General features: G+C 41.0%; 13 protein-coding genes. All 13 read left to right on the top strand.

What is annotated here, in order from left to right:
- Nucleotides 1-43 precede the first annotated feature (43 nt).
- The 13 genes from lpxB to JBW_RS03120 all read left to right on the top strand — a co-directional run bounded on the left by lpxB (nucleotide 44) and on the right by JBW_RS03120 (nucleotide 13,306).
- A complete protein-coding gene (lpxB, locus tag JBW_RS03060) occupies nucleotides 44-1,201 on the top strand; it encodes a lipid-A-disaccharide synthase (protein ID WP_007958961.1) in 1,158 nt (385 codons plus the stop codon).
- Complete coding sequence (msbA, locus tag JBW_RS03065; protein WP_007958963.1) at nucleotides 1,198-2,922, top strand: lipid A export permease/ATP-binding protein MsbA; 1,725 nt, start codon at nucleotides 1,198-1,200, stop codon at nucleotides 2,920-2,922. The genes lpxB and msbA overlap by 4 nt, the downstream gene beginning before the upstream one ends.
- 28 nt (nucleotides 2,923-2,950) lie before the next feature.
- On the top strand, nucleotides 2,951-4,246 hold the full coding sequence (locus JBW_RS03070; RefSeq protein WP_007958964.1) for a 3-deoxy-D-manno-octulosonic acid transferase: 1,296 nt from the start codon (nucleotides 2,951-2,953) through the stop codon (nucleotides 4,244-4,246).
- Nucleotides 4,247-4,263: 17 nt separating this feature from the next.
- On the top strand, nucleotides 4,264-5,430 hold the full coding sequence (gene lpxK, locus JBW_RS03075; RefSeq protein ID WP_007958965.1) for a tetraacyldisaccharide 4'-kinase: 1,167 nt from the start codon (nucleotides 4,264-4,266) through the stop codon (nucleotides 5,428-5,430).
- Nucleotides 5,431-5,594: 164 nt separating this feature from the next.
- A complete protein-coding gene (gene kdsB, locus JBW_RS03080; RefSeq protein WP_007958966.1) occupies nucleotides 5,595-6,317 on the top strand; it encodes a 3-deoxy-manno-octulosonate cytidylyltransferase in 723 nt (240 codons plus the stop codon).
- Between the two features lie 117 nt (nucleotides 6,318-6,434).
- Nucleotides 6,435-7,259: a 3-deoxy-8-phosphooctulonate synthase gene (kdsA, locus tag JBW_RS03085; RefSeq protein ID WP_007958967.1), complete on the top strand. Its 825-nt coding sequence runs from the start codon at nucleotides 6,435-6,437 to the stop codon at nucleotides 7,257-7,259.
- Between the two features lie 125 nt (nucleotides 7,260-7,384).
- Nucleotides 7,385-8,353, top strand: a complete 969-nt coding sequence (locus JBW_RS03090; RefSeq protein ID WP_007958971.1) for a KpsF/GutQ family sugar-phosphate isomerase — start codon at nucleotides 7,385-7,387, stop codon at nucleotides 8,351-8,353.
- A complete protein-coding gene (locus JBW_RS03095; RefSeq protein ID WP_007958973.1) occupies nucleotides 8,353-8,898 on the top strand; it encodes a KdsC family phosphatase in 546 nt (181 codons plus the stop codon). Before JBW_RS03090 ends, JBW_RS03095 begins: the two co-directional genes overlap by 1 nt.
- 162 nt (nucleotides 8,899-9,060) lie before the next feature.
- Nucleotides 9,061-9,993: a lysophospholipid acyltransferase family protein gene (locus JBW_RS03100; protein WP_007958974.1), complete on the top strand. Its 933-nt coding sequence runs from the start codon at nucleotides 9,061-9,063 to the stop codon at nucleotides 9,991-9,993.
- Nucleotides 9,990-10,544, top strand: a complete 555-nt coding sequence (gene lptC, locus JBW_RS03105) for an LPS export ABC transporter periplasmic protein LptC (protein WP_007958975.1) — start codon at nucleotides 9,990-9,992, stop codon at nucleotides 10,542-10,544. The genes JBW_RS03100 and lptC overlap by 4 nt, the downstream gene beginning before the upstream one ends.
- Nucleotides 10,541-11,254 (top strand): LptA/OstA family protein, encoded by a 714-nt coding sequence (locus tag JBW_RS03110; protein WP_007958978.1) that lies wholly within the window; start codon nucleotides 10,541-10,543, stop codon nucleotides 11,252-11,254. The genes lptC and JBW_RS03110 overlap by 4 nt, the downstream gene beginning before the upstream one ends.
- 227 nt (nucleotides 11,255-11,481) lie before the next feature.
- Nucleotides 11,482-12,204 carry an LPS export ABC transporter ATP-binding protein gene (lptB, locus tag JBW_RS03115; protein ID WP_007958980.1) on the top strand — a complete coding sequence of 241 codons (723 nt, stop codon included), beginning with the start codon at nucleotides 11,482-11,484 and terminating at the stop codon, nucleotides 12,202-12,204.
- Nucleotides 12,205-12,217: 13 nt separating this feature from the next.
- A complete protein-coding gene (locus tag JBW_RS03120) occupies nucleotides 12,218-13,306 on the top strand; it encodes an LptF/LptG family permease (RefSeq protein ID WP_007958981.1) in 1,089 nt (362 codons plus the stop codon).
- Nucleotides 13,307-13,324: the final 18 nt, after the last annotated feature.

The following is a 13,324-nucleotide window of genomic DNA, read 5'->3' on the forward strand; positions in this document are numbered from 1 at the left end:
AGGCTTTAATATTCATTGATCTACTATTTGTTGGAGGCTTTGTATGTGTAAAATCATGATTTCAGTAGGAGAAGCATCAGGTGATTTGCATGGGGCTAGTGTTGCTCATGCGTTAAAAGCCATACAACCTAACATCAAAATGTTTGGCATGGGCGGCAAGGCGATGGCAGAGGCTGGTGTGGATATTGTCTATGACATTGCCGATTTAGGTGTTATCGGCTTTGTGGAAGTCATAAAAAACCTGCCGAGATTATTTAAACTGCGCGATGACCTAGCCGAACTCATGGAACAGGAGAGACCTGATGCCCTGGTCATTATTGATTATGCTGACTTTAATATGCGATTGGCTAAAATTGCCAAAGAAAAAGGTATTCCTGTAATATCTTATATTAGTCCTTCCGTCTGGGCATGGAGAAAAGGCAGAGCAAAAGAAGTCGCCAAAATCGTAGAAAAAGTGGCGGCTATTTTTCCTTTTGAAGCGGAGGTTTATAAAGAAGCTGGAGCGAATGTTACTTTTGTAGGACATCCATTGCTCGATATTGTAAAACCAACCATGTCAAAGCCAGAGGCTTATCAATACTTTGAGGCTGATTCCGGGAAGCCAATTGTACTGTTGTTGCCAGGCAGCCGCCAACAGGAAATCAGCAGTTTATTACCTGTCATGCTTGCGGCTGGAGAGAAAATAGCAGAAAAACTACCAGAATGTCAATTTTTTCTGCCAGTGGCCTCGACAATTTCCCGGGAAATGCTACATAGTATGATCGAAAAATATAAAATTAAGGTTGTTTTAACGGAAAAGAACACGTATGATTTGATGAATATTGGAAATGTAGCGATTGCGGCTTCCGGTACCGTTACCCTGGAGGCAGCTTTATTGAATCTACCTACCGTAATTATTTACAAAGTAGCAACCTTTACCTACCTTTTGGGTAAACTGTTAGTAAAAATTCCGTATATTAGCCTGCCGAACATCATTGCGGGGCGTAAGGTAGTACCGGAATTGTTGCAATATGCAGTAACAGCAGATAATATTGCTAATGAAACAATACCCATACTACTGGATTCCCGTTTGCATGAGAACATGCTGCAAGACTTAGCTGAGGTAAAACGCAAGCTGGGCGATGTTGGTGCTGTTGAACGTGTTGCAAGGGCGATCTTAACCGTAGCTAAGGAACAAGGTTTAAGTGGAGGACAGAGATGACAACCTATACGCGTCTGTTACAATATATAAAACCCTACTTACCGCGAATGGTCGTAGCAGTTTTTTGTATCATCCTAGCGGCAAGTGCCACTTTATATGTGCCTTGGATCTTGCGAGAAGTGATTGATGAGGTGCTGACAACCAAAAACATGTCAATGCTTAATACGATTACGATTGGTATTGTGATTGTATATTTTCTGCGAGGTATCTTTTTCTTCGGACAAACCTATCTCATGTCCTATATTGGACAGAAGGTCATTATTGACATTCGTGGAGAAATATACAGGCATATGCAGCGTCTGTCGTTATCGTATTTTGAAAAACGCCAGACAGGTAAAATTATGAGTTATATTACCAATGATGTAGCTGCAGTACAAGGGGCTTTGGTGGAGAGTATGATTGAACTGGTCACCGAAGGAATGACCTTAATTGGTTCACTGGGAGCCATGTTCTATCTTCATTGGAAGTTATCTTTATTAACATTGGTGACTTTACCTTTGGTGGCTCAAGCTATGAAAATTTTTGGCAAAAAATTACGCACATCAAGTATGGCGGTGCAGGAACGGACGGCTGATATTACCTCTGTTCTGCAGGAAAGCATCTCTTCTGTGCGAATCATAAAATCCTTTGCCAGAGAAGATTATGAAATAGAACGTTTTCAAAAGGAAAATAACCAGAATTTTAGAGTTCAGATGAAAAATTCTCAAATTATGGCTACTTTAACTCCCGTCATTGAATTTTTGGCTGCCATTGGCGTTACTATGATTATATGGTATGGAGGAAAAGAAGTTATTGATAATAACTTGACGGCTGGTTCGCTGATTGCTTTTTTATTATATGCAGTTAATTTATCCAATCCGATTAAACGTTTGAGTCGTGTATATGGCAATATTCAAAAGGCGTTATCTGCCGCAGATCGAGTATTTGAAGTGCTTGATACCAAACCGGAAATCGAAGATATGCCAGGTGCCATTGCATTGCCAACCATAGAAGGATATGTGGCATTAAATAATGTAACTTTTGAATATAAAAAAGGTGAACCTGCCTTGCAGCAGCTGAACCTCAAAATCAATCCAGGCCAGGTAGTGGCAATTGTAGGACCAAGCGGTGCAGGCAAAACCACCATTGCTAATCTGATACCACGGTTTTATGATACGACAGATGGCAATATTACCATTGATGGTATTGATATAAAGACAGTTACCTTACAATCCTTGCGAGAACAAATTGGCATTGTTCCCCAAGAGACGATTTTGTTTAATGGCAGTGTATACGATAACATTTTATATGGAAAATTGGATGCTGATTATGACCAAGTCATAAATGCAGCCAAAGCGGCCAACGCTCATAAGTTTATTATCGATATGCCTGACGGCTATGATACGCAAATTGGCGAGCGAGGCTCAAAGTTATCCGGTGGTCAAAGACAGCGCATTTCCATTGCCAGAGCGATTTTGAAAAACCCCCGCGTGCTGATCTTGGATGAAGCCACATCAGCATTAGATACAGAAAGTGAGAAATTAGTACAGGAAGCGGTGGATAAATTAATGATAGGGCGGACATCTTTTGTGATTGCCCATCGTTTGTCTACTGTACAGCGTGCCGATTTAATTGTAGTAATGGAAAAGGGAAGAATTGCAGAGCAGGGGACTCATGCAGAACTTTTGGCAGCGGATGGCTTATACAGCAAGTTATATCAAGTTCAGTTTGAGAAACGGTAAAGAGGAACGATGAAAAAGAGGTATTAACATGCATTTTCTTTACAATTTATTAGTCACATTGCTTGTTGTGCTGGCTGCTCCAGTGTTCCTCTTCCGTTTTATTAGGGAAGAAGGATTTGGTCGGCGATTACGGCAAAGTTTTGGTTTTATACCAGAGGAAGAGTTGGCACCGGTGCTGCAAAAAGATTGTATTTGGCTGCATGCAGCATCAGTAGGTGAGATTGTTGCAGCAAGCCCTATTATAAAAGAAATTAGTAATGAACTTCCTGATAAGCCCATATTAATATCTGTAGTGACTTCCAGTGGGTATGACATGGCCAAAAGAATTATTAAAGATGCAGATAGTATTATCTTCTTCCCTCTGGATCTGCCCTATCTTAGCCATAGCGTGGTGAAACGGGTTCGTCCCAGTGTGTTCTTATTGGTGGAAACCGAATTGTGGCCTAACTTTTTAAAGGCCGCAAGACATTTTTCTATCCCCGTTATGATGGTGAATGGCAGAATCAGCGATAAAAGTGTGGAACGATATCATTATATGCGCAGCATACTAAAAAGTATGTTGAATACCGTAGAGAAATTCTGCATGCAATCTACCATTGATGCCCAGTATATTATTCGTTTGGGAGCAGATGTACAGCGAGTTGTTGTTACGGGTAACACCAAATTTGATCAAACCTATACCAATGTTACGCTAAAAGAACAGCAAACCCTGCGCCAGGGAATGGGGATTGAAGAATCAGTTCCTGTTTTGGTAGCGGGAAGTACCCATCCCGGAGAAGAAGAGATGTTACTTACTGCTTTCCAAAAGGTACGGGAATCTTATCCCAGCGCGAAGCTTTTAATCGCACCAAGGGATATTATACGCAGCGAAGAAATTGTTAACTTAGCGGCAACCTATGGTTTTAAAGGAATACTCAGGACTAAATTTTCTCAGCAGTCTCGTGAGCAGCATGATATTATTGTGCTGGATACCATTGGAGAGTTAGGGAAAGTATATAGCATTGGTGTCATTATTTACGTAGGAGGCAGTCTTGTGCCGCGAGGGGGTCACAACATTCTGGAACCTGCAGCGCATGGCAAATCGATTCTGGTTGGTCCTCATATGTTTAATTTTAAAGAGACCTATGCATTATTTTCTGGCAGGCAGGCATGTGTGACAGTATATGATGCGGAAACGTTGGGGACAACGTTTTTAGAGCTTTTAAATAATGAAGAATTACGGTTAAAGATGTCCCAAGAAACATTGACGATTATTGAAGAAAATCGTGGAGCTTCGCGTAAAAGTGTGATGTATCTAAAAGAGTTATTGGGACGAATAAATTGAACAAAGGCGGAACAAGTATGCGCCAACGTGAAGAAATACAACTTTATTTATATCGATTAATACATGGTGAAGAACCAGGCATTCTTACAGATTTCCTGCTGGGTGTACTGCATATTTTCTCTGTTATTTATGGCTGGGCAGTGCTTTGTAAGCTAGCCTTATATAAGTATGGAATTTTAACGCAGCACAAGCTGGCTTGCCATGTTATTAGTCTAGGGAATATTACAGTAGGCGGAACTGGTAAAACTCCTACTGCTCAGCGATTGGCTACGATCATTCGGGACATGGGGTATCGAGTAGTCATTTTAAACCGTGGCTATCGGGCTGGGTGGAGAGGCCAGATTGGTTTAGTTTCAGATGGGGAAAAAATCTATATGTCTGCAGCGGAAGCTGGCGATGAAGCCTATTTATTAGCGAAAAGCTTACCGAAGGTTTCAGTAGTAATTGGGAGTAATCGCATTATTACAGGCGAATATGCTGTCAATGAGCTAAAGGCAGATGTTATTATTTTAGATGATGGATTTCAGCATTGGCAATTGGCACGTGATTTAGACATTGTATTAATTGATTCTCTAAACATGTTTGGCAATCAATTTATGCTGCCAAGAGGAACTTTGCGAGAACCTTTATCCAATTTATCCCGGGCACAAATCTTTTTACTGACAAAAATTGATCAGTCAAGCCTTGAGGCTAAGGAAATGATTTATAGCACCTTGAATCAATACAATAAAAAGGCCTTAGTTGTGGAAAGTATTCATAAGCCTCGGTGTTTTGTGGAAATTGAAGAATGGTATAAAGGGACAATAGGACGTAAGAACGTAGCATTAGAAAGTGTCCGCGGTCATAAAGTGCTGGCTTTTTCGGCTATCGGCAACCCCTCTTCCTTTGAACAGACCATTTTGGATCTTGGCGTATCAGATGTATGCGGCGTAAGATATGTTGATCATCATGACTATACTATGGCAGAAATGCAGTATATTATGCAAAAAGCCGTAGATGAAAAGGTATATGCCTTGGTTACTACAGAAAAAGATGCAGTAAAAATTCCTGCAGAATTTATTCACTCTGATCGCCCATTGCCTTTATATGTCCTGAGCATTGCTGTATTCTTTACAGAAGGCTATGAAGATCTAATGGATTTAATTAAGAAAGTAGAAAATAAGCAGGATGCTGCTGCTGATTAATCTAATTGCCTTTTTCTCTGTGTCTTCTACCGTAAAAAATTACGAACCACAAAGGCACAAAAAATATATATAACCCTTTGTGTCCTTTGCGTCTTTGTGGTTCGATCCTATTTTTATGTTTTCAGGTATTTTCTTTGATACTGCTAGATAAGGGGAGGTTTTCTATGAATATAGTATGTGTCATTCCAGCACGGTATTCATCTACTCGGCTTCCAGGTAAGCCTTTAGCGGATATAGCGGGTAAGCCAATGATACAACATGTATATGAAAGGGCTGCTCTGGCAAAGCGCCCCCAGCGTGTGATTGTAGCAACTGACCATCCGTTAGTACTGGAAGCAGTTAAGAAATTTGGCGGTGAGGTACTATTAACATCTGCGGATCATCCTACGGGTACCGATCGGCTTGCCGAAGTTGCAGAACAATGCCCCGATATGGATTTAATTATTAATGTCCAAGGGGACGAGCCTATGATCGAGCCAGAGGTGATTGATCAATTAGCCAGTGCTTTTGATAACCATCCTGATCTCAATATGGCTACGTTAATGACCAAAATGGATACGAGTGAGTATCAGGTTCCTGGTGCTGTAAAAGTAATCACGGATTTACAAGGTTATGCCTTATATTTCTCTCGTTCCTTGATTCCTTTTCCTCGCATTGAGATTGGTTTACCAGTCTTTAAGCATATTGGAATATATGCGTATCGGCGGGAATTTCTGCTAAAATATGCAAAATTAGCTCCAACCCCTTTAGAAAAGACGGAATCATTAGAACAATTACGAGCCCTAGAACATGGCTATCGCATAAAAGTAATCGAAACCAATTTCAAATCCATTGGCGTAGATACCATAGAAGATTTGGAAAAAGTAAATTTGCTATTGAAAAATTAAGGAGACTAACCACAAAGGATTTTATAAAAACCCTTGCGTAACCCTTTGTGTCCTTTGCGCCTTTGTGGTTCAAAGTAACCTACACTCTTCGTTAAAAATATTTAGGAGGTTTTTTCTATGAATACAGTTAATATTGGTTCGATTACAGTAGGGGCAAAGAATCCTATTGTATTGATTGCCGGACCTTGCGTGATTGAGGGAGTGGAACGTACATTAAAAATTGGTAAAGCGATTAAGGAGATCACGGATAGACTGGGTATTCCATATATCTTTAAAGCATCCTTTGATAAAGCCAATCGCTCTTCTTATTCCTCTTTTCGCGGACCAGGCCTTACAGAAGGGTTAGCAATACTTAGTCACATCAAAAAAGAGCTGGGTGTTCCTGTCGTAAGTGATATTCATTCCAGTGAGCAAGTAGGTCCAGCAGCAGAAGTATTGGATATCTTACAAATTCCAGCTTTCTTATGCCGTCAGACGGATTTACTAAATGATGCAGCAAAGACAGGTAAAGTCATTAATGTGAAAAAAGGGCAATTCTTAGCACCAAATGATATGAAAAATGTAGTTGCCAAAATTCGTGAGGCAGGCAATGAAAATATTCTTCTTACAGAACGAGGTGCAAGCTTCGGCTATAATAACCTGGTTGCCGATATGCGCTCCTTGCCCATCATGCGTTCCTTTGGCTATCCGATTGTTTTTGATGCGACTCATAGCGTACAATTACCCGGGGGAGCAGGAACGACCTCAAGCGGACAGCGGGAATTTGTGCCTTATCTGACTCGGGCAGCTGTGGCAGTAGGCGTTGATGCTTTATTTATGGAAGTTCATGATAATCCCGCCGAAGCGTTATCCGATGGACCTAACATGCTATATATTGAACAATTAGAAGACTTATTAAAAGATGTACAAGCTCTTGATCATGTAGTTAGGAAGCATAAGTAATCTAGATTCACAAAAAAAAATGAACCACAAAGACGCAATGCCGCTATCGCAGCACACAAAGGGGAATAACTCTTAGTGTCCTTTGTGCCTTTGTGGTTTAATAATTTTATTGGGGAGGTAATACTATGATTATTGAACAAGCAAAAGAAGTATTGGCAATTGAGGCTGCAGCTATTGAGAGTTTGATTCCTCGAATCAATGGTCAATTTACAGCAGCGGTGACAATGATTTTAGAATGTTCGGGAAGAGTGATTGTTACGGGTATGGGAAAATCCGGTCATATTGGCAGAAAGATTGCTGCAACCTTTGCCAGTACTGGAACCCCTGCTTATTTTCTTCATCCTGCAGAAGGAATTCATGGAGATTTGGGGATGGTCACACCGAATGATATTGTACTGGCTTTATCAAATAGTGGTGAAACTGCGGAAGTAGTCAGCATCTTTCCTGCTATTAAGCGAATCGGTGCCAGTATTATTGTCATGTGTGGCTGCGAAGATTCTACAATGGGCAAAAATGCGGATATATTCTTAGATACAGCTGTGGAAAGAGAAGCGTGTCCTCTTGGGCTAGCGCCAACAGCCAGTGCCATTGCAACATTGGCCATGGGGGATGCCTTGGCTATCGCGTTATTATCGGAACGTAAATTTACTCCAGAAGACTTTGCGGTCTTTCATCCAGGAGGATCATTAGGTCGTAAATTACTCTTAACAGTCGAAAATGTAATGCATGCAGGAGAAGACAACCCTGTTGTTACGCTAGATAAAACAGTGAAGGAAGCCTTGTTTGTTATTACCGGCAAGGGGCTTGGTGCGACAAATGTTGTAGATCAGCAAGGTCATTTAGTGGGGATTATTACCGATGGCGATATTCGCAGAGGATTGGAACATGGTCACGAATTCTTAGATAAGAAGGTAGATAATATCATGACTAAAAATCCTCGTACCATTACAGCTAATAAGTTAGCGGCCCAAGCTCTTTCCGTTATGGAAAAAAATCATCCTCGCCCCATTACAGTGCTGCCAGTCGTGGATGAAAATAATAAAACGATTGGTATTATTCACCTTACTGACTTATTACGTCAAGGAGTGGTATAATGGGTATAGAAGCCCGTGCTAAAAATACTAAGCTTCTGGTGCTAGACGTAGATGGTGTACTGACAGATGGACATATTATCTTTGGCAGGGATGGCGAATTGATGAAGAATTTTCATTCCCATGATGGATTAGGCATTGCACTTGCACATCAAGCAGGCATAAAAACGGCTATCATCACGGGACGCGAAAGTCAAATCGTTCATTTGCGCAGCATTGAACTAAAAATTATGGATGTACACCAGGGAGCTAAGGATAAGGTAGAAGCGCTTTCTGTTTTGTTAACCAAATATAGCTTGCGCGCGGAGGAAGTAGCCTATGTGGGAGATGATTTGCTGGATCTGTCCATCATGAGACAAGTTGGCTTAGCCTGCGCGGTAGCCAATGCTGTACCGGAAGTCAAACAACATGCTCACTTCATAACCACCAAACAAGGCGGCCAAGGAGCCGTGAGAGAAGTGGTGGAATTCATTCTAAAAACCCAAGGCAAATGGGACGAAATCATCAACACCTACTTGCAAGGCGGCAGAATAGAAACAAAACAATAAATCTTTGCGTCTTCGCGATTCAAAATGCTTTATCTTTACCCTATCTTTTCTCTGTGTTCTCTGCGCCTCTGTGGTTCCTTATATTTTACTATAAATTCCCCTCTTTTGAGAGGGGGGCCGTAGGGCGGGATGTGTTCATCCCCTACAGAAAGGAGGTCGCCAATGTCTAATGCTTGGCAGTACTATTTACTAAAAGTGTTGAGTTTTTTAATCTGTTTATTACCGTATAAAGGTGTTTTATTGTTAGGGAAGATTCTGGGCAAACTATATTATCGTATTGCTGCACGGCAGAGGCGGCGAGCTTTACTGCAGATACAAGAATCGCTGGGAATTTCGTTAGAAGTTGCCCAAAAGCATATTGACAGTTTGTTTATTAAATTGGGGCAAACGTTTGTAGAGATGCTGTATATGCCTGCTCTCACGTTAGATAGATTGCATCAATATATTACGATAGAAAATCGTCATTTTCTTGCTGAAGCAGTAGAGCAAGGACGAGGTGTGGTTCTGCTTACAGCTCATGTGGGCAATTGGGAATGGCTGGGAGCTTCTTTGGCAATGGATGGTTTTCCACTGGCGGCTGTGATTAAGCGTCAGCCCAATGACCAGCATACTAGAATCCTAAATGAATACCGCGAAATGGCGGGGATTGAAATTTTTGCCCGAGGTACTACCGAATTAGTCAGTGCGGCAAGGGCTCTGAAAAAAGGTAAAATTCTTGGATTTTTAGCGGATCAGGATGCAGGCACTACGGGCTTATTCATTGAATTTCTAGGTAAAATGTCTTCTACTCCAATCGGACCGACAGTGTTTGCCAAAAAATTTAAGGCTCCTGTTGTACCGGTTTTTATGGTTCGTAAACCCGAAGGCGGGCATCGAATTATCATTCATGAACCTTTTTATTATGAAGATACAGGTAATGAAGTAGAAGATAACTATAAAATTACAGTTAAGATGACGCATATTATTGAAAACACCATTCGAGAATATCCCGATGAATGGCTATGGTTTCAAAAACGCTGGAATACAGCTTATTCTGAAGATAATGTGAAGTATGAGCAAAGTATATCCCCGGAAAGGATAGGTAAACAGGCATGAAAAAGAAAGCAGGAATGATTCTTGCCTGTATTATAATACTAGTAAGTGGTTTGTATTACTTTTTAAAAGATGAACCCCTTACCCAAACTCCTCCGGAAGAGCCAAAGGATCAACAAACCTCGAAACTCGCTTATGTGGGAAATTCGATTGTGGAACAAAAGGATGGAAAACCCCTGTGGGAATTAAAGGCTGAGTTCATTGAAATTGATGTGGATACAAAGAATGTACTACTAAAAAATCTGGTAGGAACCTTTTATCAGGAAAAAGGTGGTAAAATTGAAATCACAGCCCCAAAGGCATTTGTGGACAGCAAAACAAAAGACATTACCATGTCTGTAAAAGTGCAGGCTACAGCAAGTGACGGCACAACTTTTACAGCCAATGAGGCTCGTTGGTCGAGTACGGACCAAAAAGTATATGGTTCTGGCAATGTCATTTTTACTAAAGATGATACGGTGCTTACAGGGGATAAAATAGAGAGTGATTCCAATATGGAGAAAATAAAAGTATTTGGCAATGCTAAGGTCGTAAAAGGAGGAGTGTCCAAATGAAGTCTAAAATAGTGAATATAACTCTTGGGTTAGTACTCTCCCTTAGCGTAATTTCCTATAGTTATGCGGATTCTAATAAACCAGTAGAACTGGCGGCAGATACCATTGAATATGATTCAGTAAAAGGTATTATGACAGCCCAGGGCAATGTCCGCATCGTGCAGGAGAATGCTGTCATGACGGGCACTAATGCAGAATATAACAGCAAAACAAAAGAAGCTCATATATATGGTGGTGTCCAGGTTGTACAAGAAGATGCCACATTGTTAGCTGAAGAAGTGAATTCCTATGATAATAATCACATCGTTGCCATCGGTAACCCGATATTAACCAAAGGGAACAGTCGATTGGACGGTCCTCAAATTGATTATTATTCAGACAGGCAGTATGCCGTCGTTAACGGCTGGGCACGCTTAGAAACAGAAGACAGCACCCTGACAGCCAACCAAATCGAATCCTTCTTTAGTGAAGATCGTGCCGTGGCTCAGGGAGATGTGCATATTGTTAGTGATGCACGTAAGCTAGATGCCGTAGCAGATCATGCCGTATATTATGGCAGTAAAGATCAGCAGGGGAAAACCGTCTTAACCGGTAATGCCAGAGCAGTACAAGAGGGGAATGTACTAACCGGAAACACTTTAACTCTATACATGGACAATAAAGTCATAGATGTCCAAGGCCGCAGCAAGTTAGTTATAACTCCGCAGTAAAACACTATGGGTAGTGTCCGTTTCTCTTTTTGAACCACAAAGGCACAATGCCGCTGATGCGGCACACTATGGAGAGTCCCAAACAATAATTTATTAATAAAAACCCCTTTGTGTCCTTTGCGTCTTTGTGGTTCAAAATAATTAATTTATCTTTTCTCTGCGTTCTCTGTGTCTCTGCGGTTCAAACTCTCAAGAAATATCTCAGCTTTAGAGCAAGGAGTTTTCATATGTATATTGAAACATTTAACTTAGTAAAAACCTATAAAGATCGTAATGTGGTAGATGGTGTCAGTCTTAGAGTCAATCAGGGCGAGGTTGTTGGTTTATTGGGACCAAATGGTGCTGGTAAAACCACTACATTTTATATGATTGTTGGTCTAGAACGCCCCAATGATGGGATGATTGTCATTAATGATCAAGATGTAACTGATATGCCCATGTACCGTCGTTCGAACTTTGGTGTAGGATATCTCCCTCAAGAAGCATCTGTATTTCGAAAACTTACAGTAGAAGATAATATTATGGCAATACTAGAAACGACTAAACTTACTGCTTCTGAGCGTAAGGAAAAGGCAGAAAGTTTGCTAGATGAATTTAATATCAATCATGTTGCAAAACGAAAGGGTTCCCAGCTGTCTGGAGGGGAGCGTCGCCGTGTAGAGATTGCTCGCTGCTTGACTACGGATCCAGCCTTCATCTTACTCGATGAGCCTTTTGCTGGGGTTGACCCCATCGCTGTAGCCGATATCCAGCAGATTATCGGATATTTAAAACAACGAGGAATTGGTGTGCTTATTACGGATCACAATGTGCGGGAAACATTAAGCATTGTCGATCGTGCATATATTTTAAACGAGGGACAGATTTTGATTCACGGTGATGCCATAACCATTGCAAATAGTGAAATTGCTAGGAAATTCTACCTTGGAGAGAATTTCAGCTTAAAATAGTAGGGAGAATTGTATGCGTATACTTGATAAATATATAGTCAAAGAACTACTAGGTCCTTTTATATTTGGTATTGCTTCCTTTTCCAGTGTTTTTATTGGCACAAGTACTTTGATGAGAATTGCCCAATATGTAACTCAATACGGAGCATCCTTGAATTCGGTAGTCAAATTATTCATTTACAGCCTGCCAGCGATTGTTGTTTTAACTTTCCCCATGTCGATGCTGCTGGCAGCATTGCTAGCTTTTGGCCGACTATCCGGTTCTAGTGAAATCACCGCGATGCGTTCCGGGGGCATTAGCTTTTATCGTTTATCTGCTCCAGTGTTTGTTATTGCTTTTTTCGTCAGTATTTTTGCTGTCTTCTTCTCTGAAATGGTAGTTCCTCAATCCAATTCAGCATATAATTATGTAGTGCGCTATGAAATTCAAAAAAATACGGCACCCAAGTCCCAGGAACATATTATCATTAAAGATGTCAAAGGCGATATATTAGAAAGACTAACTTACGCTCGTAAATTTGAAGAAGAGACCAATACCATGTATGCGGTATCGATGCAGGAATTTGATAATGGCACTTTAGTACGGGTAGAAAATGCAGAAAAAGCTGTGTGGCAGGATAATCGTTGGACCATGATCAATGGGGTCATTCATGATTTGACAGCGGAGGGTAACCTTGAGCGTACCATGCACTTTGAACAGCAGATTATGCCAATGGCAAAAGCGCCAACTGCCATTTCTCGGGAACAGAAAAAACCAGATGAAATGACAATTAAAGAATTAAAGCAGCATATTAAAATATTAGACAGAGAGTATGTCAACGCCAAAAAATATGAGATGGAATTGCAGCAGCGATTAGCGATTCCCGTAGCCAGTTTTGTTTTTGCATTGATTGGCACCCCATTAGGGTTACAGCCCAACCGCTCTAGTTCCTCCATAGGTCTTGGAATTAGTATTATTATCATCTTTGTATATTATGCGATTATGACAGTTTTCACAGCATTGGGACAAGGCGGTGCCCTTCCTGTGGTTCTCGCTGCTTGGATACCCAATATCATCGGCATCATCGCAGGTGCCCTCCTAGTACGCAAAGCCTCACGGTGAGGATTTAACGAACCGCAG

Source organism: Pelosinus fermentans JBW45 (assembly GCF_000271665.2).
GTDB lineage: Bacteria > Bacillota > Negativicutes > DSM-13327 > DSM-13327 > Pelosinus > Pelosinus baikalensis.